Origin of the sequence: Flavobacterium sp. CECT 9288 (genome assembly GCF_918731615.1) — a bacterium.
Lineage (GTDB): Bacteria > Bacteroidota > Bacteroidia > Flavobacteriales > Flavobacteriaceae > Flavobacterium.
In genome coordinates this window covers 353,119-377,096 of sequence record NZ_OU957226.1, presented here as the reverse complement: position 1 = coordinate 377,096, position 23,978 = coordinate 353,119, and the positions used below count along the sequence as shown (strand labels likewise).

The 23,978-nt window shown below is 33.8% G+C and carries 15 protein-coding genes; 7 read left to right on the top strand and 8 right to left on the bottom strand.

Going from position 1 to position 23,978, the window contains the following annotated elements:
- Window position 1: 1 nt before the first annotated feature.
- Complete coding sequence (locus LQ189_RS01615) at window positions 2-1,345, bottom strand: sigma-54 dependent transcriptional regulator (protein ID WP_230153998.1); 1,344 nt, start codon at window positions 1,343-1,345, stop codon at window positions 2-4.
- A 181-nt stretch (window positions 1,346-1,526) separates the two neighbouring features.
- Between LQ189_RS01615 and LQ189_RS01610 the strand changes: the two genes are divergently transcribed.
- The 6 genes from LQ189_RS01610 to LQ189_RS01585 all read left to right on the top strand — a co-directional run bounded on the left by LQ189_RS01610 (window position 1,527) and on the right by LQ189_RS01585 (window position 12,291).
- Entirely contained in the window at window positions 1,527-2,765 is a 1,239-nt protein-coding gene (locus LQ189_RS01610) for an efflux RND transporter periplasmic adaptor subunit (protein WP_230153997.1), read from the top strand.
- A gap of 85 nt (window positions 2,766-2,850) precedes the next feature.
- The gene (locus LQ189_RS01605; protein WP_230153996.1) at window positions 2,851-3,552 is read left to right on the top strand and encodes an ABC transporter ATP-binding protein; all 702 of its coding nucleotides are present in this window, start codon (window positions 2,851-2,853) and stop codon (window positions 3,550-3,552) included.
- Window positions 3,553-3,672: 120 nt separating this feature from the next.
- Window positions 3,673-6,096 (top strand): ABC transporter permease, encoded by a 2,424-nt coding sequence (locus tag LQ189_RS01600; RefSeq protein ID WP_230153995.1) that lies wholly within the window; start codon window positions 3,673-3,675, stop codon window positions 6,094-6,096.
- 2 nt (window positions 6,097-6,098) lie between these two features.
- The gene (locus LQ189_RS01595) at window positions 6,099-8,534 is read left to right on the top strand and encodes an ABC transporter permease (RefSeq protein WP_230153994.1); all 2,436 of its coding nucleotides are present in this window, start codon (window positions 6,099-6,101) and stop codon (window positions 8,532-8,534) included.
- A gap of 45 nt (window positions 8,535-8,579) precedes the next feature.
- A complete protein-coding gene (locus tag LQ189_RS01590) occupies window positions 8,580-10,997 on the top strand; it encodes an ABC transporter permease (RefSeq protein WP_230153993.1) in 2,418 nt (805 codons plus the stop codon).
- Complete coding sequence (locus tag LQ189_RS01585) at window positions 10,990-12,291, top strand: TolC family protein (RefSeq protein ID WP_230153992.1); 1,302 nt, start codon at window positions 10,990-10,992, stop codon at window positions 12,289-12,291. Before LQ189_RS01590 ends, LQ189_RS01585 begins: the two co-directional genes overlap by 8 nt.
- A 156-nt stretch (window positions 12,292-12,447) precedes the next feature.
- Here LQ189_RS01585 and LQ189_RS01580 read toward each other — a convergent pair whose 3' ends face one another.
- Complete coding sequence (locus LQ189_RS01580) at window positions 12,448-13,029, bottom strand: tRNA-(ms[2]io[6]A)-hydroxylase (RefSeq protein ID WP_230153991.1); 582 nt, start codon at window positions 13,027-13,029, stop codon at window positions 12,448-12,450.
- 345 nt (window positions 13,030-13,374) lie between these two features.
- Here LQ189_RS01580 and LQ189_RS01575 point away from each other — a divergent pair, with 345 nt between their 5' ends.
- On the top strand, window positions 13,375-14,610 hold the full coding sequence (locus LQ189_RS01575; RefSeq protein WP_230153990.1) for a glycosyltransferase family 4 protein: 1,236 nt from the start codon (window positions 13,375-13,377) through the stop codon (window positions 14,608-14,610).
- Between the two features lie 40 nt (window positions 14,611-14,650).
- Here the strand turns inward: LQ189_RS01575 and LQ189_RS01570 are convergent, their stop codons facing one another.
- The 6 genes from LQ189_RS01570 to porU all read right to left on the bottom strand — a co-directional run bounded on the left by LQ189_RS01570 (window position 14,651) and on the right by porU (window position 23,775).
- Window positions 14,651-15,022 (bottom strand): RidA family protein, encoded by a 372-nt coding sequence (locus LQ189_RS01570; protein ID WP_230153989.1) that lies wholly within the window; start codon window positions 15,020-15,022, stop codon window positions 14,651-14,653.
- A gap of 337 nt (window positions 15,023-15,359) precedes the next feature.
- Entirely contained in the window at window positions 15,360-17,024 is a 1,665-nt protein-coding gene (locus tag LQ189_RS01565) for a pyruvate dehydrogenase complex dihydrolipoamide acetyltransferase (RefSeq protein ID WP_230153988.1), read from the bottom strand.
- A 7-nt stretch (window positions 17,025-17,031) separates the two neighbouring features.
- The gene (pdhA, locus tag LQ189_RS01560) at window positions 17,032-18,030 is read right to left on the bottom strand and encodes a pyruvate dehydrogenase (acetyl-transferring) E1 component subunit alpha (protein ID WP_230153987.1); all 999 of its coding nucleotides are present in this window, start codon (window positions 18,028-18,030) and stop codon (window positions 17,032-17,034) included.
- 143 nt (window positions 18,031-18,173) lie between these two features.
- Window positions 18,174-18,656, bottom strand: coding sequence for a cytidine deaminase (cdd, locus tag LQ189_RS01555; RefSeq protein ID WP_230153986.1), 483 nt, complete (start codon window positions 18,654-18,656; stop codon window positions 18,174-18,176).
- Between the two features lie 80 nt (window positions 18,657-18,736).
- Window positions 18,737-19,906 carry a type IX secretion system outer membrane channel protein PorV gene (porV, locus tag LQ189_RS01550; protein ID WP_182648538.1) on the bottom strand — a complete coding sequence of 390 codons (1,170 nt, stop codon included), beginning with the start codon at window positions 19,904-19,906 and terminating at the stop codon, window positions 18,737-18,739.
- A gap of 38 nt (window positions 19,907-19,944) precedes the next feature.
- The gene (porU, locus tag LQ189_RS01545) at window positions 19,945-23,775 is read right to left on the bottom strand and encodes a type IX secretion system sortase PorU (protein WP_230153985.1); all 3,831 of its coding nucleotides are present in this window, start codon (window positions 23,773-23,775) and stop codon (window positions 19,945-19,947) included.
- Window positions 23,776-23,978: the final 203 nt, after the last annotated feature.

Below are 23,978 nucleotides of genomic sequence, written 5' to 3'. Positions count from 1 at the left end.
ATTAGTTAATGTTATATTTTTCTAAACGTCGGTATAATGCACCTCTAGATAATCCTAGTTCCTCGGCAGTTTTACTAATATTGTTGTTGTTTTTCAATAGGATTTTTTCAATAGCCGTTTTTTCTAATGCCGAAAGTTGAATGTCATCTTGATTATCCTCATAGGTTGTGATTTGTTCCAAATCTAAATCCGAAACGGTAATATAATTGTTCTCACAAAGAATCACAGCACGTTCTATTCGGTTTTCCATTTCACGAATATTTCCATTCCAAGCGTGATTTGCTATTTGTTCCAATGCTTTTTCGTCAAAAGTAATTGTGTCTCGTCCGTATTTTGTAATCATTTTTTGCAAAAGATACTGCGCCAAAGGAATTTTATCTTCGATTCGCTCGCGCAAAGGAGGCAACACAATTTCCATAGTATTGATACGATAATACAAATCTTCACGGAAATTCTTATCTGTAACTTCCTGTTTTAAATTCAGGTTGGTGGCTGTAATAATGCGAACATTCAGCGGCCTTGCTTTTGATTCTCCTAAACGGGTTACCATTTTGGTTTGAATTATCTGCAAGAGTTTAGATTGTAAATGCAATGGGACGTTTCCTATTTCATCCAAAAAAATAGTGCCGTTTTGAGCCATTTCAAAACGTCCTGGCGTATCAACCTTCGCATCTGTAAAAGCTCCTTTAGCATAACCAAATAATTCGCTTTCGAAAATATTAGAATTTAAAGAACCCAAATCAACGTGAATAAAAGGACTATTTTTTCGCTCTGATTGCAGATGGATATGATGTGACAATACAAATTTACCGGTTCCGTTCTCGCCAAGTATTAAAACATTGGCATCGGTTTTGGCCACTTTATCGGCCAGAGAATAAGCTTTTTTTATAACCTCTGAATTACCAACAAAAAATTCGTCTACAATCTCGATATTATTAGATTTCTTTTGCTCTTTCCGGCTTTTGTCAACTGCCTGTTTTACAACGCTAAGTAATTTTTCATTTTCCCAAGGTTTCAAAATATAATCAAAAGCACCTGCTTTTAAACCTTCTACAGCAGTTTCTACTTTACCAAATGCGGTCATCAAAATAACGACCGTTTTTGGCGAAAGCGTTTTTATTTCTTTTAATAAATACAAACCTTCTCTGCCGTCTTCAAATCCTATTCTGTAATTCATATCGAGCAAAACCACATCAATGTTGTTTTGTGATAATAGTTCCACAACATTTTTAGGGTTATTAAGGGTATAAATATTTTCAAAATGCTTTTTAAGTAGCATTTTTGAAGCAAAAAGAATATCTTCTTGGTCGTCTATGACTAATATGGAGGCGCTGGTCTTTTTCATTCTAATGCAATAGCTGTATTTTTTTATTCAGAAAATGGAATCATTGTTCGGTTTCGGACAAATAGTGTTCAATTATGGACACCATGTAAATTTTATTGAAATTAAAAACCTGATAATAAGATTATTATAGTTTTTAATTTTCTGGTACGATTATCCTAATAGACTATACAAACAATAAGCAATGGACACCAAAATCGTACGTAAAACTAACAAAAATAAGTATCTTTTAATCGTTTTGCCAATTATCTTACTCTTTGGGTATTTTGTTTTTACATCAGCTACCAAAAAAAGAAGTTTGAACGTAAAAAAAGTTGAAATTACGATTAAGACCGTTGAAAATAATTTTTTCGAAGATTTTATGTCATTTCAGGCAAAAGTAGTTCCTTTAAATTCCATGTTAGTGAATATCATTGAAGGCGGAGCCATTCAGGAAATATTTGTCGAAAACGGTGACATGGTTATAAAAGGACAACCGTTGGCACGATTGTACAATCCCAATGCAGAACTGTCGTACATGCAACAAGAAACGGCCATTATCGAACAAATTAATAATTTAGATAAAGCCAAACTCGATTTGAGAAATCAGGAATTGAATTTAGAAAAAGACTTGATTGCCATTGAACACGATTATCTAGATTCCAAAAACTCATTTGAATTGAACCAAAAACTTTTTGAACAGGAAATACTTTCTAAAAATGAATGGGAAAAAACCCAAGAGAATTATCGATTTCAAAAAGAACGTATGAACATGATCAAAAAAAGTGTCAAAAAAGAAAAATTAGCAAATCAAGTCCAGATTGGACAATTGAATCAATCCATTGGTTTCATGAATAAAAGTTTGGATATTTTGAGAATGAATAAAAAAAATTTCCTTATTACAGCGCCAATTTCTGGAAGACTTTCTTCCTTTGAACCTATTCTTGGGAAAACCTATGCGCAAAATACAAGTATTGGTTCTATTGATGATAGGAAAGGCTATAAATTGATAGCCGACATCGATGAATTTTATTTGGATAAAATTGCAGCGCAACAAAAAGGAGCAGTAGATTTTGAAAACAAATCCATCGAAGTGCAAATAACCAAAGTGATTCCGGAAATTAAAAACGGAAGGTTTCAATTAGAATTGGATTTTGTTTCAACTGAAAAATTAGATTTAAAACAAGGATTGAGTTTTGGCGTAAAATTAAACCTGTCAGAAAAAACCAAGACGGTAGTCCTTTCTAAAGGAAGCTTTAACGAAGAAACGAGCGGGAAATGGATTTTTGTAGTCAATGGCAACAAAGCAGAGAGAAGAACAATCAAACTGGGAAGAGAAAATCCATTATATTATGAAATACTCGGCGGATTGAAAGCAGGTGAAAAAGTAATTACCTCATCGTATAAAGACTATAAAGAAGTCGAAGTTTTGAATTTGGAATAAGAAAAAGAGTATAGAGGAAAGAGCATAGAAGTAAGACTAAAGAATAAAGAGAAATAAAATAAACATCAATCAAAAAACGAATAGTATGATCACAATTAAAAATCTTTCAAGAGTATTTAGAACCGAAGAAGTGGAGACCATGGCATTAAGCGAAATTTCATTAACCATTAATCAAGGTGATTTTGTTTCGATTATGGGACCATCGGGAAGCGGGAAATCCACTTTATTGAATATTGTTGGGTTGCTAGACAGCGCTTCAAGCGGAAGTTATCAATTACTGAACCAGGAAATGATTGGGCTGAAAGAGAAAGAAAAATCGAAAGCCAGAAAAGAAAATATTGGCTTTATTTTTCAGAATTTCAACCTGATAGACGAATTATCAGTTTATGACAATATCGAATTGCCGCTGATTTACAATAAAGTTCCATCCTCTGACAGAAAGAAAAAAGTAGAAGCAATCGCTGATAAATTAGGAATTTCCCACCGATTGAAACATTTTCCGCAACAGCTTTCTGGAGGACAGCAACAGCGTGTAGCGGTAGCAAGAGCCTTGATTAACGATCCAAAAATTATTCTTGCCGATGAGCCTACAGGAAATCTAGACAGTAAAAACGGAAATGAAGTAATGGAACTTTTAACTGATTTACATGCCAATGGCACCACAATCCTGATGGTGACCCACTCTGATTATGATGCTTCTTTTTCCCAAAAAACCATTTTGATGAAAGATGGAGTTGTCATTTCTGAAAAAACAAATCAAAGAAATGTTGATGTTTTTAAAGTATAAAAATGATAACCATCCTCATATCAATCGCCACAATCATTTTTGAGCTGCTTTGTAAAATACTTTTGTAAATATCTTGAATTTTTCATCAATCAAATCAAAATTAAATCAATCAAAAAAGTTATGATTCTCAACTGGATTAAAATATTTATTTACCACTTAAGGCAAAACAAACTGTTTTCTTTTCTCAACGTTTTGGGTTTGAGCATTGGTATTGCGGGAGTGATTTTCGCCATTTTATATTGGAATGACGAACAAAGTTATGATGCTTGGAATCCTGAAAAAGAAAATGTGTTTTTGGTCGCTAATCAAATGAGCGAAAATACATTTTGGGCATCGAGTTCAGCTCCAATAGGGGCTGCGATAAAAGAGAAATGCTCAGAAGTAGCATCGTATTGTTATTTAAGTGGAAATTATGAAAGCGATCTAATTCAGTTTGAAAACAAAAAAGTGCAATCGAGCAAAATCGTATTAGCTCAAAAGAATTTTTTTGAATTTTTCCCTTTTGAATTTGTAGAAGGAAACCAAAAATCAGCGTTACCAGATGAAAATAGTATCAGTTTATCAGAAGATTTAGCTTTGCAGCTTTTTGGAAAAGAAACCGCTTTGGGAAAAGAAGTTCTTTTTCAGAATAAAAAACTCACTGTAAGAGGCGTTTATAAAATGGATAAAAAATCTTCGTATAATCCCTCCGCTGTCGTTAATTTCATTGATTTAAGAATTAGAAAAACTATTGATCAATGGGGAAACTTTCAGTTTGTATTATTTCTTAAAGTTAAAAATCCTAGTAAAGTTTCATTAGTCGAAAATGATTTGCAAAAACTTTATTACGATAACATGACAGTTCGTTATGCTAAAGAAAATGGAATTTCTCCTGAGCAGTTTATTAAAAAATATGGAGCCACGAAACCCTCTTTAGAACCTTTGTCTACTATTAGGTTACACACTAAAACGAGTGGTCTAATTGAGGAAAATGGTAATTTTCAGTTTTTAATGATTATGGTTGGATTATCTGTTTTAATTCTGCTACTTTCAATTGTAAATTACATCAATTCTGCAACAGCAAATGCTATTAAACGTGCCAAAGAAGTTGGGGTAAGAAAAGTTATAGGTTCTTCAAAAATTAATATAATACAGCAATTTGTTTTTGAAACAGCAATACTATCGTTGTTTTCAATTTTAATTGCTCTTGTAATTGTGGAACTGTCATTACCTTACTACAATGATTTTTTAAGTAAAACCATCGTTGTACAAGGCAGTCAATTTTATTTACAACTTACCATAATATTTATTATTACGGTTTGTCTGGCAGGAGTTTTTCCAGCAATATATGTTTCTAATTTTGAAACATTAAAGGTATTGAAAGGCAATTTTGGAAGAAGTAAAAGTGGCGTATGGTTACGCAACGGAATGTTGATTTTTCAATTTTCAATTGCGACTTTTTTTATCATCGGATCCTATATTGTTTATCAGCAAATTGACCATATCAATAAAAAGGATTTAGGCTTCAAGGCCAATCAAATTTTAAGTATTTCTTATCGCAATGTATATGGAGAAGAGATAACAGATAAATTTAGATTTGATCGCTACTTAACTATCAAAAATGAATTATTGCGGATACCAGGTGTAAAACAAGTGGCAGCGGGTGGCTTTGCTTTTGGAGGGTCTGCTAAATCAACAATAACGCTTCAATATAAAGATATAAGTGTGGATGGAGACAATATTCCAATTGATTTTGGGATGTTAGAAATGATGCAAATAAAACTTGTGAAAGGAAGATTCTTGAGTCCAAAATTTGCCCAGGATACTATTAATTCGATGTTAATAAATGAAACTGCCGCGGGACTACTAAAAGATAAAAACCCAATTGGGAAAAAGGTAAATTGGAATGGTAAAGAGTTAATTATCGTTGGGGTTGTAAAAGATTTCAACATAGGTAATCCAGCCGAAGCTATTCCTCCGATGTCAATATTCCATTTTAAAACAAATTCGTGGTTGACATTTGCTTTAAACAATATTTACATTGATGCCGATACAAAAACTATGGATCAAACAGTAGCTGATCTGGAAAAATTTTGGCTAAAAAAAGTAGATCCTAATTATCCATTTGCATATGATTTTGTAGATAAAGATTACAAAAGATCGTATAGCAGTTATGTGAAGCAAAAAAACCTGTTCACAATACTCAATATTGTAGTGATCCTTATTGCACTTTTTGGTTTATTCTGTCTAGCCTCGTTTTCTATCGAAAGACGCATGAAAGAAATTGCAGTAAGAAAAACACTCGGCGCCGAAACTAATGTTTTACTAAAGGAATTATCCCAACAATACATTATTTATTGTGTTATAGGATTTTTGATCGCAGTCTTTCCAGCATATTATTTACTTAATAAATGGTTAGAGAATTTCGCTTATCGAATTGATATTTCAATCTATCCTTTTCTAATTGGCTTTATTGCCTTATTGTCACTAACATTATTGGTAGTGCTTTCAAAAGCTTATCAGGCCACAAGAGTTGACGTTTTACAATACTTAAAATACGAGTAATCATGTTATTAAACTATATCAAAATATTCCTTTATCATTTAAAGCAAAACAAACTGTTTTCATTTCTCAACGTTTTGGGTTTGAGCATTGGTATTGCAGGCTTGATTTTCGCTATTTTATATTGGAATGACGAACAAAGTTACAACTCTTGGAATCCTGATAAAGATAAAGTTTTTCAATCCATAAGTAAAGTAAGTCGAACTGATTATTGGGCTAGTAACATTTCTCCTTTAGAAGAATATTTTAAAAAAGATTTCAAAGAAATTGAATCCCATTGTTATTTTGAGAATTGGTATTTTGAGGAAATTATTCAATACAAAAAGAAAAAAGGGATCTTTAAAATTACTGACGCACAAAAGACTTTTTTTGAAATGTTTCCATTCAAATTCATAAAGGGAAATGGTAAAACGGCATTAAAAGATAACTCAAGTATTGCAGTCTCTCTTGAAACGGCAATGAAATTATTTGGTCGCGAAGACGTATTGGGAGAAATAGTTACTTATTCAGGAAGAAAACTTATCGTTAGAGGTGTTTATACCATTCCGGGAAAATCATCAATGCAGCCTGAAGCCGTTACAAATCTAATTGATAATAGACTCACCGCAGAAAAGGATAATTGGGGAAATTTTAGTTTTGGTTTACTCATTAAATTAAAAGATGCCAATGATAAAGAGAAAGTAATTGCAAGAATAGAACAGTTGATGCATCAAAATCGAGAGGTAAAATGGGCAAAAGCTGAAGGATTAAGTGTGGAAGAATATTTAAAAAAAAATGGAGGAGTCAGTTATAAAAGTATTTTGGAGCCGTTAAAAGATGCCAGACTTCATTCTATAACTGAGGGGTTTGCAGAAGGTAGAGGGAATTATCAGTTTTTGATGATAATGGTTTCGCTTTCTATTTTAATTTTAATATTGTCTATTGTAAATTATATCAACTTAACGACTGCAAATGCAATAAAAAGAGCCAAAGAAGTTGGAGTAAGAAAGATTATTGGGGCTTCAAAATCAAATGTAGTCAAGCAATTTCTTCTTGAGACATTTTTAATTACGACATTTTCAATTCTTCTTTCTTTGGTTATAGTAGAATTATCCTTGCCATACTACAATGATTTTTTAGATAAAAATCTAATCATTTCCGGAAATCAGTTTTGCCTGTATTTATTACTTGTTTTTGTGGTAACAATTTTAGTTGCCGGCATATTTCCTGCAGTTTATGTATCTAATTTTGAAACTTTAAAAGTACTGAAAGGTAATTTTGGACGAAGTAAAAGGGGAGTTTTGTTACGCAACGGAATGCTCATAATTCAATTTTCAATAGCCACGTTCTTTATTATTGGATCTTATATTGTTAACGAACAAATAAAATATATCAGTACTAAAGATTTAGGTTTTAAAGGAGAACAAATACTTTCTATAGATTATAAAAATAATTACGATTGGAATGAAGAAGGCTATAAGAGCAAAATATATAACAGGTACAACTTGATAAAACAGGAAATTTCTAAAATTAAAGGTGTAGAACAAATAGCTACTGGAGCTTTTAGTTTTGGTTCTGGAAATGGCTCAACTACCGGATTCTCCTACCATAATAGTGAGAACATCCAAAGCAGAAATATGGGTATCGATTTTGGAATGTTGGAAATGATGCAAATCAAAATTAAAGAAGGTAGGTTTCTCTCCGAAAAATTTGCTTCGGATACTATAAATACAATGTTAGTTAATGAAACGGCATTGAAAATGATGAACGAAAAAAATCCAATTGGGAAAGAAATAGATTGGAACGATCGCAAACTAAAAATTGTTGGAGTTGTCAAAGATTTTAATCTGTTCGGGCCACAGGAAAAAATTCCTCCAATGGTGTTTTTTCACTTCAAAACAGTGGATTGGATGCTTCAAAATGTAAGTAAAATTCACGTTAAAATAAATTCTGACAACCCACAACAGACTATTGCTGATATTGAAAAGCTATGGATCAAAAAAGTTGATTCAGAAAATCCTTTTAGTTATGATTTTGTTGATAGACAATACGCTAGAACTTATGAAAATTACGTGAAGCAGAGAAATCTGTTTTCATTATTAAACCTCATAGTAATTCTAATTGCGCTTTTCGGGCTTTTCGCACTGGCATCTTTCTCTATTGAAAGACGCATGAAAGAAATTGCTATTAGAAAAACACTCGGCGCCGAGACTAATGTTTTACTAAAAGAATTATCCAAACAATACATCATTTATTGTGTTATTGGGTTTTTGACTGCGGTATTCCCAGTTTATTATTTACTCAACAAATGGTTAGAAAACTTTGTTTACCGAATTGATATATCCATTTATCCATTTCTAATTGGCTTCATTGCCTTATTGTCACTAACATTATTGGTAGTGCTTTCAAAAGCATATCAGGCCACAAGAGTTGACGTTTTAAAATATTTAAAATATGAATAATTAAAAAGATTTAAACCCTTTTTATAACTAACCAAAACCCAAATCATGTTATTAAACTATATAAAAATATTCCTCTATCATTTAAAGCAAAACAAACTGTTTTCATTTCTCAATGTTTTCGGACTAGCCATAGGAATTGCAGGATTAATTTTCGCTCTACTATATTGGAACGACGAACAAAGTTATGATGAGTGGAATCCTGAAAAGGACAACGTATATCAAGTTTTGATACAATTGAGTGATATGCCTATTTGGTCTGAATGTTCTTTGTTTTTAAAACCTGTATTAGCCAAAGACCCAAATGTTGAAGGTATATTGTATGCTGACAGTTGGTATCAAAAGGATAAAATCATCTACAATGGAAAGAAAATAGTTGAAACTAAAATCATTAATGTTGAAAACAATTTCTTTTCGTTTTTCCCTTTCAAAATAATTAGCGGAGATGCTATCTCAGGATTGAAAGATGATTCTAGTGTCGCTATTTCAGACCTTATCGCTAAACGCATTTTTGGGAACGAAAATCCAATTGGGAAACAAATAAAATGTTTAAATCACATGTTTGTAGTTCGTGCGGTATATCAAATTCCGGGAAACTCATCAATTGCTCCTAATGTTATAGTAAACAGAATGAAGGAATTGACAACAACAAATGTAACAGCTCCTTTTGTATTAAAATTAGTAGTAAAAGTCAAAGATCCATCAAAAATTGAACTTACGAGAAAGAGTCTTGAAAAAGAGTACAATACAAGCTTTGTTGGAAGAATAGCTAAACTTGAAGGATTTACTCAAGAAGAAATGGCTAAGAAAATAGGATACTTTAATGTTGTTATGGAGCCACTTTCAAAAGCAAGATTACATTCTATTACAGATGGTTATCCTGAAGGCAGAGGGAATTATCAATTTTTAGTAATTATGGCTGGATTGTCCGTTTTAATTCTCATTTTATCTCTTGTGAATTATATCAATTTGGCTACTGCCAATGCTATACAGCGTGCCAAAGAAGTGGGTATCCGTAAAGTTGTAGGTGCTTCAAAAAGTACCATTGTAATTCAATTTATTTTTGAAAGTATCCTATTATGTTTGTTTTCTATTTTATTGGCTTTAATGATTGTGGAGTTGTCATTGCCCTACTACAATGATTTTTTAAACAAGAATTTACATATTATTGGGAGTCAATTTTATCTTCAATTGCTACTCATTTTTATTGTTTCCGTTTTGTTAGCAGGAATATTCCCAGCGGTTTATGTCGCTAATTTTGAAACTTTAAAGGTATTAAAAGGAAATTTTGGCAGAAGTAAAAGCGGAATTTGGCTGCGCAATGGAATGCTAATTTTTCAATATGCAATTGCCACTTTTTTTATTGTAGGCTCTTACATTGTCTATCAACAAATCAACTACTTAACTCATAAAGATTTAGGTTTTAAAGGTGACCAAGTGATTACTGTGCCATTGAATTTTTCTAACTCTGACTATGAAGTACAAAATCCAGGGCAACACATTTATAACAAATACAGTACAATCAAGCAAGAATTATCAAAAATAAATGGAGTCAATGCAATATCTACTGGTCTTATTTCATTTGACGGCTCAAATAATGCTATAGTTCCTGTTTTATATAATGACGAACTTTTCAAGGAGCGAGGTATTCCTGTAGATTTTGGGATTTTTGAAATGCTAAATGTTAAGGTAACAAACGGAAGAAATTTTGATTTAAAAATTGCGTCAGACACAATTAATTCAGTTGTACTTAACGAAACTGCTGTGCAATTAATGAAGATAAAAAAACCAATTGGTGAGAGTGTCAGAATCAATAATCAAATTTTAAGAATTATAGGAGTTGTTAAGGATTTTAATATTTTGAGTCCCGAAGAAAAAGTGCCTCCCATCGTTTTTTACCATCTTAAAACAACTGGTAGTACTCAATACATAGATAAAGTATATATAAAACTAAAAGCAGATAACATTGAAAATACGATTGCCGATATTGAAAAACTATGGAGCAAAGTAGATACTGAAAATCCGTTTAAATACGATTTTGTAGACAAACAATACGCTAGAACCTATGAAAATTATGTGAAGCAAAAGAATCTTTTTTCATTGTTAAATATTGTTGTAATTGGTATTGCGCTTTTTGGATTATTTGCCTTGGCCTCGTATTCAATACAAAGGCGCATGAAAGAAATTGCTATTAGAAAAACTTTGGGTGCAGCAACCAATTCTTTGTTGATAGAATTATCCAAACAGTATATTTTGTATTGCACAATCGGATATTTAATCGCTTTGTTTCCTGTGTATTATTTATTGAACAAATGGCTCGAAAATTTTGCTTTTAGGATTCACATGACAGTATTTCCATTCGTATTTGGGTTTATTGTTTTGCTACTTCTAACACTTTTGATAGTGCTTTCAAAAGCCTTTCAAGCAACTAAAACGGATGTTTTAAAATATTTAAAATATGAATAAGAATGCAATTTTTACGGTAGTCTTTTTTTTAATTTTTGCTTTGGTAAGTGCTCAGGAAAATTCTTGGACACTTACTAAATGCATGGAAACAGCTTTGCAAAATAATATCGAAATAAAAATCAGACAACTTGAAATAAAAAAAACAGAAAAGGCCCAAAACTCAGTTTTGAATCGAATGTTACCCAGTATCAATTTATACGGTGAACAAGGCTATAATTTTGGTTCTACCATTGATCCGTCTACTAACGGAAGGGTGAGCTCTAACATTCAGAACAATAACTTTTATCTCAATGCCAGAACAAATTTAATTGATTTCAGTGCTTTTGCAAATGCACAAAAAGACAAATTAAATATTGCACTCGCCAAAGCGGATGTAGAAGTCATAGAAAATGAATACAAACTTCAAATTTTAGAAAGTTATTATCAAGTGCTATACATACAGGAGTTATTAAAAATCCAAAAAGAACAACTCAAGCAGGCTTCATTCAACTTGGACAGGATAACTAAAGAAGTTGCTATTGGGAGTAAACCCCAAAGTGATTTGTATGACATGCAATTGAGCTTTTCGACAGAAGAAATCCGAAATCAGGAAACAGAACAATTGTATGCTATAAAAAAGACAGAATTGTTTCAGTTGATGAATAGTATGGATGTGAAAACTGATGAAGTTGTATTAGAACCTTATTTTAAGGGAGCAACAAAAAATTCTGACTATGCGCTTTTTAACCCTAAAATTAAACTTGCCGAACTCAATTATCAAAATAGTTTGAAGTCAATTCGATTGGAAAGAGCCAGTAATTATCCAGTATTGTCGGCTTATTATGGATATTCTACTTTTTATTATAAAAATCTGAAACAAGTAAATACCAACGCAGATTCTTTTTTCCATCAATTAGAAGATAATAAAAACCAACAAGTTGGAATGCAATTGAGTATCCCTGTTTTCAATGGCTTTAGGAATAACAAAAAAATCAGTGCATCAAAAATAGTGGGGGAAAAGGCAAAACTGCTAATAGAAAAGGAAAAACAACAAGTAGAAAAACAAGTCGTCTTAGAAGAACAAAACAAGAGAAATTATTCACAACTTCAATATAAATTGATCGAGAAGCAAAAGTTTGCTAGAGCTTCTTTTGCTACTACACAATCTAAATTTACAAGCGGTAAAGTGGAAGCTATTGTATATTCCTCAGTGAAAAATCAATCACTTGCTGCTGATTTTGAAGTATTAAAAAATAATCTTCAATTGCAATATATTGATTTGAAAATAAACCTGTTGAGAAGGAATCAGTTGTAAAAATTAACCTAATTATGCAAAGGTGTGTACCCTGCAAACGATTATTTCTTTTAATCTTGCACAAAATGATTCATGTAGAAATTAATTCGGCCCACAAAACTTCTCAAAAAATGGAGAAGTTTTTTTTTTGCACTAAACTTAACACTAACTTTCGGTTTAGCCATGAATGGTTTCACTTGTTCCATAGTTCACAATTATCGAAGTTTCAAAGGCAATCCATTCCTTCCAGCGTTTATCCACATCTACATGATCCGCATATTTTTTGGCAAATCCTAAAAAAGTCGTGTAATGTCCCGCTTCACTAATCATTAAATCTCTATAAAATTTAGCTAATTCCGGATCGGCAATATTTTCCGAAAGCACTTTGAAACGCTCACAACTTCTTGCTTCAATCATAGCCGAAAACAACAAACGTTCACACAAGGCATCATTTCTACTTCCATCTTTTTTCATGAATTTAAACAATTCATTCACATAATGATCCTTGCGCTCGCGCCCTAACGAGAGCCCTTTCTTTTTAATCAAGTCGTGCACCATTTGCAAATGCTCTAATTCTTCCCTAGCAATAATCATCAATTCAGTTACCAGTTCTTCTTTTTCTGAATTTTGAGTAATCAAACTTATTGCGTTCGATGCTGCTTTTTGTTCACACCAAGCGTGGTCAGTCAATATTTCCTCAATATTTGACTCTACTATATTCACCCATCTTGGGTCCGTAACTAATTTTAATCCTAACATTTCAATATCATTTAATGTACTACAAAATTAGTGATTTATTGCATAGACACATCCATCAAGATCAAATTGAACCCTTAATATAAAAAATAATTAGGGCGTGCCACCAAAAAAAATGGCCTAGCAACATTCCACTAAGCCATTTTTTTGCTGTCGGGCTATCCGCTTCAAGTCCTCATTGCGTTTTTGCTACGCGACAACGCCATTGCGGGCTATACGCTACTATCCCTCACGCGGCATCTAACCTGAAATGAAAGCCTTTATTTTCATCAGAATTTACAAGTCCCTAAAGCTACAATACCACATTAAATTAGTATTTTGCAACCGTAATTTTCATCTCTCAAAAAAGTGCAATCACTCTTAATTATTGGTTTTGTTTGGCCTGAACCCAACTCCTCAGCTGCAGGTGGTAGAATGCTACAATTAATTTCGCTGTATCAAAAACAAGGATTTAAAATCACCTTTGCCTCTCCAGCACAAGACAGCGCTTTTAGTACGGATCTTGCGTCCCTAAACGTTGAAAAGAAAACAGTCCTTCTCAACTCGTCTACTTTTGATGCGTTTATCAAAGAGCTAAATCCGGCTGTAGTGCTCTTTGATCGCTTTATGATTGAAGAACAATTTGGCTGGCGTGTTACCGAAAATTGCCCTACTGCAATCCGAATATTAGATACCGAGGATTTACATTGTTTACGTCTTGCCAGACAAAAAGCTTTCAAAGAAAACCGAGTATACACAACCCAAGACTTAGTTGTTGAAGAAGTTGCAAAACGAGAAATTGCTAGTATTTTGCGCTGCGATATCTCCTTAATGATTTCTCAATATGAAATTGAAATTCTAACCACCACATTCAAAATTGATCAATCGCTACTACTCTACTTACCTCTTTTACTTGAACCTGAGGTAATTTTAAATACAGCCACAACACCATCCTTTGAGAACAGAAGCGACTTTACTTTTATTGGTAATTTTCTACACGAACCCAATTGGAATGCGGTTCAGTATTTAAAACAAACCATTTGGCCCTTGATTAAAAAACAAGTACCTGAAGCCGTTTGCAAAATTTACGGTGCCTATCCTTCCCAAAAAGTGCTGCAACTGAACAACACAAAAGAAGGATTCTTAATTTTAGGTCGCGCAGAGGATGCGCAAGAAGTAGTAAAACAAGCCCGAGTTGTTCTAGCACCCTTGCGTTTTGGCGCAGGAATAAAAGGAAAATTGCTCGAAGCCATGCAATGCGGTACACCTAGCGTAACTACTACAATTGGCGCCGAATCAATGCATGGTGATTTGCCATGGAATGGTTTTATCCAGGACAATCCCGAACTTTTTGCCAACCAAGCAGTATCGCTATATCAAAATGAAAAAACGTGGCTAACTTGTCAAGAAAATGGATTTGAAATAATTAAGCAACGCTATGCAAGAACATTATTTGAAACTGAATTCAACGAGCAGATGCAAAGCATACAGAAAAATCTAGTACAACACCGTTTGAACAATTTTATGGGGGCATTGCTACAGCATCACACCTTAAAAAGTACCATGTACATGTCAAAATGGATTACTGAGAAAAATAAAAACTAGAACGAAATTTACTTCTAAACTGATTTATTTCAAGCTGTATTTATTCAATAACAGCGATCGCTTCAATTTCAATGAGCCAATCTCTATTACCCAATACAGAGACGCCAACAAGAGTACTTGCTGGATAATTCTCATTTCCTAAAAATTCATTTCTAATTTTTCTAAAAATCGGTAAATCGGTTTCTGGATTAAAATTTACGATATAGGTATTCATTTTAACCACATCCTTAAATGTAGCATTGCATTTTCGCAATTGCTGTTCAAGGTTTTGAAAAGTAGCAATTACTTGGGCTTCTAGTGTATCCCCAATGCCAATTTGCCCTGAAATATAAAGAGTTTTGAAATCACCCGTTTTTACCAGTACTGTTTGCGAAAAACCTTCACTGGGATCAATGTATTCTTTTTGAATCATTTTGTAGCATATTAGGTCGGTACAAAATTAATAGTTTATCTATTGAAAGTCCTTTAATAAAAACATTTTTTAAACAAGTGATACCGCAACATGAAAACTACTTTGTTTGTCTTTCGTTTTCAAAAACACGTAGACTGCTACACAATTTTCTCTATTAAGATCTCGTGCGCATGAAGGATAGGAGCGGCATACTTTTATGAAGCGGCAGCGTAATAAAAGATATAGCGTATAGCCTGACGCAGCTGTAACGCTAGTGGAAGCTGGGACATGCCCAAAAACACAAAACCCATCAGCTTAAAAAAAAGTGATGGGTTTTGTTATTAGATTGAATCCGTAGTTATGCAAGCATGGTCACTGGATTTTCAATGTATTGTTTTAAGGTTTGCAAGAACTGTGCTCCAGTTGCTCCATCGATGGTACGGTGATCACACGCAAGAGATAACATCATGGTGTTTCCTACTACAATTTGTCCGTTTTTAACAACCGGTTTCTCTACAATTGCTCCTACAGATAGGATTGCAGAATTAGGCTGATTGATAATTGAATTGAATTCAACAATACCAAACATTCCTAAATTAGAAACTGTAAAAGTACTTCCTTCCATTTCTGCGGGTAATAGCTTTTTGTTTTTTGCTCTGCCAGCAAGATCTCTTACACTACCTCCAATTTGAGACAAACTCATAGCATCTGTAAATTTCAATACAGGAACTACCAGACCATCCTCAACTGCTACAGCAACTCCAATATTTACATGGTGATTGATTGTAATAGCATCCTCTTTCCATTGTGAATTTATTTTTGGATGCTTTTTCAAAGCCATTGCACAAGCTTTAATTACCATATCGTTAAAAGACACTTTTGTATCAGGCACTGTGTTAATCACTGCTCTTGAAGCCATTGCATCATCCATAGCTACTTCGATTACTAAGTTGTAATGCGGAGCAGTAAATAAAGATTCAGCCAATCGTTTTGCAATAATCTTGCGCATTTGAGAATTCTTAATTTCCTCTGTAAGTGTTTCTCCTGTAGGAACAAATACCTTTGGTGCAGCAGGTGCAGCAGGTGCCTGAGCAGTTTCAGTTTTAGCAGCTGGTGCATCAGCGGTTGGTTTAGCAACAGCTGGTGTAAAGTTTTCGATATCGCTTTTTACGATTCTACCATTTTCACCAGAACCTTTAACTTGATTCAACTGAATTCCCTTATCACTTGCTATTTTCTTTGCTAATGGCGAAGCCAAAATGCGTTGTCCATCAGCTGCAGCTTCTTGAGCAACTGGCTCAGTCGCTGCCGTTGTTGTTGCAACTTCTTCTTTAACATCTGCAACAGGAGCAGCTGTAGTTGCTCCGCCTGCTTTATAAATTGTAGCAATTCCAGCAACATCGGTTCCTGCGGGACCAATAATTGCTAAAAGACTGTCAACCGGAGCTGTGTTTCCTTCTTCAATACCTACGTATAATAATGTACCCGCATTGAAAGACTCAAACTCCATTGTTGCTTTATCTGTTTCAATTTCAGCAAGAATATCACCTTCGGCAACTGTATCTCCAACTTTTTTCAACCAGGTTGCAACAGTTCCTTCGGTCATTGTATCACTTAAACGAGGCATTGTTATTACCACTACTCCTTTTGGTAAAGAAGCCGCTACTGCAGATGACTCTTTAGTAGTTTCTGGAACAGCCGCCGCTTCTGAAGCAGGTTTTGCTTCGTCTGCAACTGGAGTTGCCTCTGCTGTTTTTCCTGCAAGTAATGCTGAAATATCTTCGCCTTCTTTTCCTATGATGGCTAATAATGAATCTACTGCTGCTGTTTCACCAGCAGGTATACCTATATGCAAAAGAGTTCCTTCGTTAAAAGACTCAAATTCCATTGTTGCTTTATCGGTTTCAATTTCGGCAAGAATATCTCCTTCGCTTACTTTATCACCTACTTTTTTTAGCCAAGTCGCTACCGTTCCTTCCGTCATCGTATCGCTCAAACGAGGCATTGTAATAATTGTTGCCATAATTGATTTATAGTTTATGAGGTATAAAAGGATAGTTTTCTTGTTCGTAGACTACGTCGTACAATTGTTGAATTGGTGGGTAATCAGACTCTTCGGCAAATGTAGCACACTCTTCAACCAAATCTTTAACTCTTTGATCTATAGCTTCTATTTCTTCGCTTGTAGCGTAGTTTTGATCTTTAATTACATCTAAAACTTGTGTAATTGGATCTATTTTTTTGTATTCTTCAACTTCTTCTTTAGAACGGTATAATTGTGCATCCGACATAGAGTGACCTCTATAACGGTATGTTTTCATTTCTAAGAACGTTGGTCCATCTCCGCGACGTGCTCTATCAATTGCTTCTGTCATTGCTTCAGCAACTTTTACTGGATTCATTCCGTCTACAGGTCCGCATGGCATTTCATATCCCAAACCTAGTTTCCAGATATCAGTATGATTTGCTGTTCTTTCTACAGATGTCCCCATAGCGTATCCATTGTTTTCAACAATAAAAACTACAGGTAATTTCCATAACATAGCCATATTAAAAGCTTCGTGTAAAGAACCTTGACGTGCTGCTCCATCCCCAAAATAGGTCATCGTAACACCGCCAGTATTAAAATATTTATCTGCAAATGCTAAACCAGCACCTACTGGAATTTGACCTCCTACAATACCGTGACCTCCATAAAAACGGTGTTCTTTTGAGAAAATGTGCATAGATCCACCCATTCCCTTTGAAGTACCCGTCACTTTGCCAAGTAATTCTGCCATTACACGCTTAGGATCTACACCCATACCTATTGGCTGTACGTGATTTCTATAAGCGGTAATCATTTTGTCTTTAGTCAAATCCATAGCGTGAAGCGCTCCTGCTAATACTGCTTCTTGACCATTGTATAAATGTAAAAAACCTCTAACTTTTTGTTGAATGTATAATGCCGCTAGTTTATCCTCAAACTTTCTCCAAAATAGCATGTCTTCATACCATTTTACATATACTTCTTTTGTAACTTCTTTCATCTGAATTTTTCTTTTGCTTAAGTGTTATTGTTGAATCAATTTGAACCTATAACGCAAAATAGTTTCCTCCCACAAATTTGCGAAACGCAAAAATAAGACATTCCGCGTAAGAACTAAAATATAATGGCTAGTTTTTGGGAATTTTAAAGGAATTTTTTATCGAACATAAATGGCAATAAATTTTTCAAGGAGTCTGATTTGTAAACCAAACCTATTTCACCCATAAAATAAATTTCTATAGGCATTTCTTGTTTGATTTCATATTCTGCAATTGATTGCCTGCAAGATCCACAAGGCGGAATTGGTGCAGTAGTTTGATTGGTATCTGAAGCTGCTGTTATTACCATTTTTAAAACTTTAGCATCGGGATACTTTGCACCAGCATAAAAAATAGCTACACGCTCAGCACACAATCCTGATGGATAAGCTGCATTTTCTTGATTCGAACCTACAATCACCTCTCCATTATCTAATAAAATTGCTACTCCAACTCTAAATTTTGAATAGGGTGCATAAGCATTTTTCCGAACCTCTACGGCCTGTTGCATTAAATCTTGAACATCCGTTGGCATATCTTGCGCAGCTTCGAAAACGGTAAATTGTGTTGAAATTATTATCTCTTTCATATTTGTAAGGGAAAAAAAATCCAAATTACACTTTTAACAAAGGTGCAATTTGGATTATCTATAAGTAATTAATCTAATTTTTAATATTCATCGTATTGATCTCCAAAATTAAATGTCAAGGAGAATCGTAATGTGTTTTCTAGTGGGTTCCTAACCTTGGATGCCGAAAATAAATAAGAGACATCTACTTTGATTGTAGTGTACTTAAATCCTGCTCCTAATGAAAAAAATTGTCGAGCACCTTTTTGTGGACTTTCATGAAAATATCCCATTCGCATGGCAAATGAATCTTGATATAAATACTCTGCACCCACGGCATAGGTCACTTCTTTTAACTCTTCACTGATTCCATCTGGCGCATCACCAAATGATTTAAAAATTCCCGAAGTCCATCCTATGGATCTATAATTTTCTAAATTTTGATTGGCTTCCTCAGGTGTAGTCAGTCCATCACCATTCAAGTCGTTTTTTTGAAAAGTAGGAACTAGCAATTTATTGAACTCCACGTTAAGTGCTACTTTATTAAAATCGTCCAATATAAAATCAAATCCAGTACCTAACTTTAGATTAGCGGGGATAAAATTATTATTAATATCATCGTTATCATAACTAATTTTTGGACCTAAATTCTGAAAATTAAATCCAGCTCTCCATCGTCCGTTAAAATCAGAATAGGCAATTTCTTCTGATTGAAAAAACCCTGCTACATCTACCGCAAAGGTACTTGCAGCGGTTGCATCATTAGCATCCGAAGCTACCTTTAGGTTAGAATTGATAAATCGTCCTCCTACAGCCATCGAAAATTTCTCACTCAATTTTAAGGAGTACGATAAGTCCACTGCAAATTCATTTGGCGAAACTACACGAGCAGCCTCATTAGGATCTCCAGTTTCACGTAATTCAATTTCGCCAAGACCAAAATAACGAATGCTTCCAGCAAACGCACTTTTTTCGTTTAGTTTGTTATAATACGTTAACTGACCTAAGGAAATATCATTTACCAAATCAGTTAAATAAGGTGTATAACTTACCGAGAATCCCTGAGCATCTTTAGAAAATGCATACTTTGCAGGATTCCATTGTTGCGAGAAAGCATCAGCAGATGTCGCTACTCCCATATCAGCCATACCAGCTGCTCTAGCATCAGCAGCGACCAATAAAAATGGTACACCTGGATTTATTGTTCTGTCTTGTGCGGATGTGATGTTCATGCAAAAAAGCAATGCAAGAATTGGTATTATGTTTTTCATTACGAGGCTTCTATTTATTAAACAAATATAGTACATTATTAAAGTATTACAAGTTTTTCGAATTTTTCTGCTTTTTTATTAGTCGCATTCGATTTTACAGTTAGTTTGTACACATAAACTCCTTTTCCTAGCTTATCGCCAAAATCATCTCTTCCATTCCAAGTGAGTTCTTTTGATAAGAAACCGTCCGTTGTTATAATTTGATTTTTTGTCCAAACAATTTTTCCAGTCACTGTCATCACTTGAACTTGAACCTCTAGCGGTTCAAATGGCTTGTTATGTGTAAACCAAAACTCAGTATAATTCACAAATGGGTTAGGATAGTTAAGTACATTACTCAAAGTAAGCGTGTCATTACCTACTACCACAAACTGGATTTCGGCAGTGATTGGGTTGTTGTACACATCCCATGCTTTAAAACTTATGGTGTGTAAACCCGGAGCTAAATTACGCAACGGAAACCTTAATGTTCCATTTGTAAAGTCATCTAAATCAGCTTGGTAATAATCGTTTAATATAAAAGGATTGTTTACATCACCATCTAAAACAGCAACTATATCATGACCTATTCCGCTTGCCGTGTTGATTCCGCTTTCATCACTTAATTTTGCAAGTAAAAAAGGAGATTCATTCGTATTTCCACCAGACACAAAATTTTCATCGTTCATATGCAACTGTACTCTAGGACTTGTTGTATCAAGTGGCGCATTTTCATTAATCCCTCCTATTTTAATGTTGCTATCAAAACCATTTTCGTTTTGTAAAGCGTCTTTCTTTTTTGCATAAAAACTAATTCTTCCGTTTGCAAGTGGTATTCTAATATCTCTAGGCACAATAAAACTGTATTCAAACTGACCGTTTACAACACTAGCGCTTCCGCGAAAAATAGTTTCGCCCAATACATTAAAGTTAATTGGCGGACTATTGCCGTCATTATTAAGCGTTGTTCTGTTGAGCATTTTATCAAAAATCATCGAGGTAACTTCACCATTGTAATTTGAAATAATATTGTTATTTTCATCACTAACTTCACCGGTAATTTTTATTTTTGACAAAGACTTAAAATCTTCTATCGCCTGACTTACAGGAACATCATTAACTTTTGTCAATCTAATTTTAGGCCGAGGAATAGCCAGCATTAAAGCAGGGTCACCAATGTAAAAAACAACATTTGTTGCCGAGTTAGGATTACTATTTTTCGAAATCCTAAGAGCCTCAGCTATAGATGTGTATTGATTAGAACCGTAAGAAAGCAAATTTCTTGTAAAAGTGTCATTAAATGTTTCAGCACTAAACTGCCCAATAGATCTTATGGTGGTAATCATAGCTATCGCACCTCCTTTTGGATTCCAATACGTAAATTCCCCGGCAGTAGGCCGCGAAGGGTTGTCAAATCTTGAAAACTCACAAGTGATAGTTATGAATAAAGGATATTTGAATTGATTACTTAAATTTTGACCATCTGATTTTTCCCAAATACGCTCAACTGATAATCCGTCCTCGCCACCATGACCTAAGTAATTAAAAACTAACGCTCCTTTTTCAAAAGCGTTAAAAAAATCTGTTCTAGCTTTTGGATATCGAGCACCGCCTGCAGCTGCCTCTTGAATATATGAATCCAAAAGAATTTTATTGACATTAAAAAAAGGTTTCTCAGTAGCTATAGTATTCGCAAGATTGTTTTGTTTGTTTTGCAAATTGGCATCGGATAACACATCTGAATCATCTGAAATGAGTACGAAATTATTTCGCCAGCTACCAAAGGATTCTGAGTTATGATATTCCAAAACTTTATTAATCATTTCATTTGCCTGTTTAGCATCGTTAACAAGCATTCTTCCCACAGCAATATCAATACCTCCAAAAGAAGAAGTAATATTACCTTCGTTAGCATCCATCAAGCCGTAAAAATCATCCGACGCATAAGAAGATTCTCCAGAACTACTGCTATTTAAAGCATGATATATAGGTACTACATTAGTATTGTTTGGGATTCTACTTTTGTAGTCATACGAAGAATCTCCAAAAAGATTAACATATTTAAGCCTTTTGTCGGCGCTTGAGGCATTCTGATAAATATATTTAATGCAATTTCTAATAGCCGCAATGTCTTGCTTTCCGGACGAAAACTCGTTATAAATTAACTCCAGCGGAATTACTTTTACATTTAAGCCCGAATTAGTGCGATGAAAATTAGCCAATGTCTCTGCTTGCGGCACGAGTACAGTTGGCGAAATAATTACATAATCTATATCTTGAAAATTCCCTGATCTGTTTAAAAAAAGCGTTCCTTTTAAATTTTGATTAGAAACTCGCGTTTGAGCATCTTTCAATGGCGTAAAAAAATCGGTATCTACAAGCGCAACATATTTTCTAATTTCACCTAAATTGGCTTTAAAATCAATCGTATTTTGATTGGAATTCACAACCGTTTTGACATTATAAATATCCGTTACATCCCAAATCTGCGAAATACCGACTGCATTAGAAACCGTGTAGTTCACAACTCCATTGGCGGCGTTACCGGCATCGTATTGAAATCGGAATTGCTTCCCGTACCCCTGAAGTTTCCTTTTTGCTATAAGTCGAATTTGATCCAAAAAACCTTTAGAACCAGGAACACCATTGTTATTATAATTGAGTTTTATTTTAACATTTTCAGAACCATTTATTGTGGTGTTATTAGGTAAATTACTAACGAAAAACTCCGTACTTGATGTATTACTAAGCGCAGGAAAAGTAAGTGCTGCAAGAGCACTTCCATTTGAAGTCACACTAAATGAAGTTGCTGTAAACGCAGCCGATGCTGCATTCAGCATTATTTTTATAGGAACTGAGGCATCAACATTTGGGAAGTTAAAATCGAATTCTTGCTCGTTTTTAATTTCAAATGACTCCCCAAACCATTGCCTGCCCAATTTACCAATGTTTGTTATATCCTTTTCATAGAATTGGTAATCATCAAATGTATTTAATAATAATGTAGGATTTGCTGTAGGTTGTACCAAGGGAATAATTCTTTTACCATTTTCACCTTGAATATTGACGTAATAATAGGATTTGGAATCATATAAATTAATATTGGTCCGACTTTCTTCGTTCCATGTATCTGTTCCTTCACCATAAAAAAGTACATAGTCCAAGTCATCAAACGTGCCATCATTTTCTCCAATAACTTGGATGGTATTTTCTATTAAATCATTTGGGTATGCAATGTTATTACTAAGAGGTAACATCCTACCGCCATTTCCGAATATTTTAATTTTCCTAGCGTCAACATTTTTAAAATCAATACCAAGTTGCTCTAAAAACCTTTTTGACAATTTATATACTCCCGATTTTTCAATATAAAATTTATACCAATTCCCTGTAGCCAATAAAGAATTAGAGATCCCTGCTGAAGTTTTAAAACTACGCTCGGATAAAGAGGTGCTAGCAATTATAGAATAATTAAAAGAAATAATTTTCTTAAATCCAAAATCATCTTTAATTATAGGTGAAAAAATAATTTGACCAGTTACTAAATCTCTTGCAGTTGAAAGAACAAGATTAAAATCAGCTTTAGTTGGTAAATTATTAAGATTTAAATCTCCCAAGAGTTCTTTATCTATGGATTCATAAACAATAGAATTAACTTGCAAGTCACCATCTTGAAAACCTCTATAACTAGGCACTATATAATGCGCCTTTATAGATTGACTAGAATCATCATAATGAAACTCATCACCAGAAAAATAGGGAATCACTATTTGATTTGTGCCATAATACATCTCTTTTTTTTCAAACCAATTCAATTTTATTTCACCCTTAATTTGTGAAAAACTGACTGCAGGAATGAAGGCCAAAAAAAACAAAATTAATTTTCTCATTCTTTTTTTAACGTGATTTGTGTATTCCTAGTATTAATTGGTAAAAATAAATCAAAACATATCGTTTTAAATAATAATTATTATAAATTTGCGTTGTGATATATAAATTAATGTTAAAACTGAGTTTTACGTTATAACAAATTTTTTACGCTGTTTATCATTTAAACATATATTGCAGCACTAAATTATTACCTACTAAATAA

Excerpts from the sequence above, each read along its gene's own strand:
- porV (WP_182648538.1), bottom strand. The coding sequence starts at position 19,906 with ATGAAAAACATAATACCAATTCTTGCATTGCTTTTTTGCATGAACATC.
- LQ189_RS01610 (WP_230153997.1), top strand. The coding sequence starts at position 1,527 with ATGGACACCAAAATCGTACGTAAAACTAACAAAAATAAGTATCTTTTA.
- LQ189_RS01595 (WP_230153994.1), top strand. The coding sequence starts at position 6,099 with ATGTTATTAAACTATATCAAAATATTCCTTTATCATTTAAAGCAAAAC.
- cdd (WP_230153986.1), bottom strand. The coding sequence starts at position 18,656 with ATGAAAGAGATAATAATTTCAACACAATTTACCGTTTTCGAAGCTGCG.
- LQ189_RS01600 (WP_230153995.1), top strand. The coding sequence starts at position 3,673 with ATGATTCTCAACTGGATTAAAATATTTATTTACCACTTAAGGCAAAAC.
- LQ189_RS01580 (WP_230153991.1), bottom strand. The coding sequence starts at position 13,029 with ATGTTAGGATTAAAATTAGTTACGGACCCAAGATGGGTGAATATAGTA.
- LQ189_RS01590 (WP_230153993.1), top strand. The coding sequence starts at position 8,580 with ATGTTATTAAACTATATAAAAATATTCCTCTATCATTTAAAGCAAAAC.
- pdhA (WP_230153987.1), bottom strand. The coding sequence starts at position 18,030 with ATGAAAGAAGTTACAAAAGAAGTATATGTAAAATGGTATGAAGACATG.
- LQ189_RS01570 (WP_230153989.1), bottom strand. The coding sequence starts at position 15,022 with ATGATTCAAAAAGAATACATTGATCCCAGTGAAGGTTTTTCGCAAACA.
- LQ189_RS01565 (WP_230153988.1), bottom strand. The coding sequence starts at position 17,024 with ATGGCAACAATTATTACAATGCCTCGTTTGAGCGATACGATGACGGAA.
- LQ189_RS01605 (WP_230153996.1), top strand. The coding sequence starts at position 2,851 with ATGATCACAATTAAAAATCTTTCAAGAGTATTTAGAACCGAAGAAGTG.
- porU (WP_230153985.1), bottom strand. The coding sequence starts at position 23,775 with ATGAGAAAATTAATTTTGTTTTTTTTGGCCTTCATTCCTGCAGTCAGT.
- LQ189_RS01585 (WP_230153992.1), top strand. The coding sequence starts at position 10,990 with ATGAATAAGAATGCAATTTTTACGGTAGTCTTTTTTTTAATTTTTGCT.
- LQ189_RS01615 (WP_230153998.1), bottom strand. The coding sequence starts at position 1,345 with ATGAAAAAGACCAGCGCCTCCATATTAGTCATAGACGACCAAGAAGAT.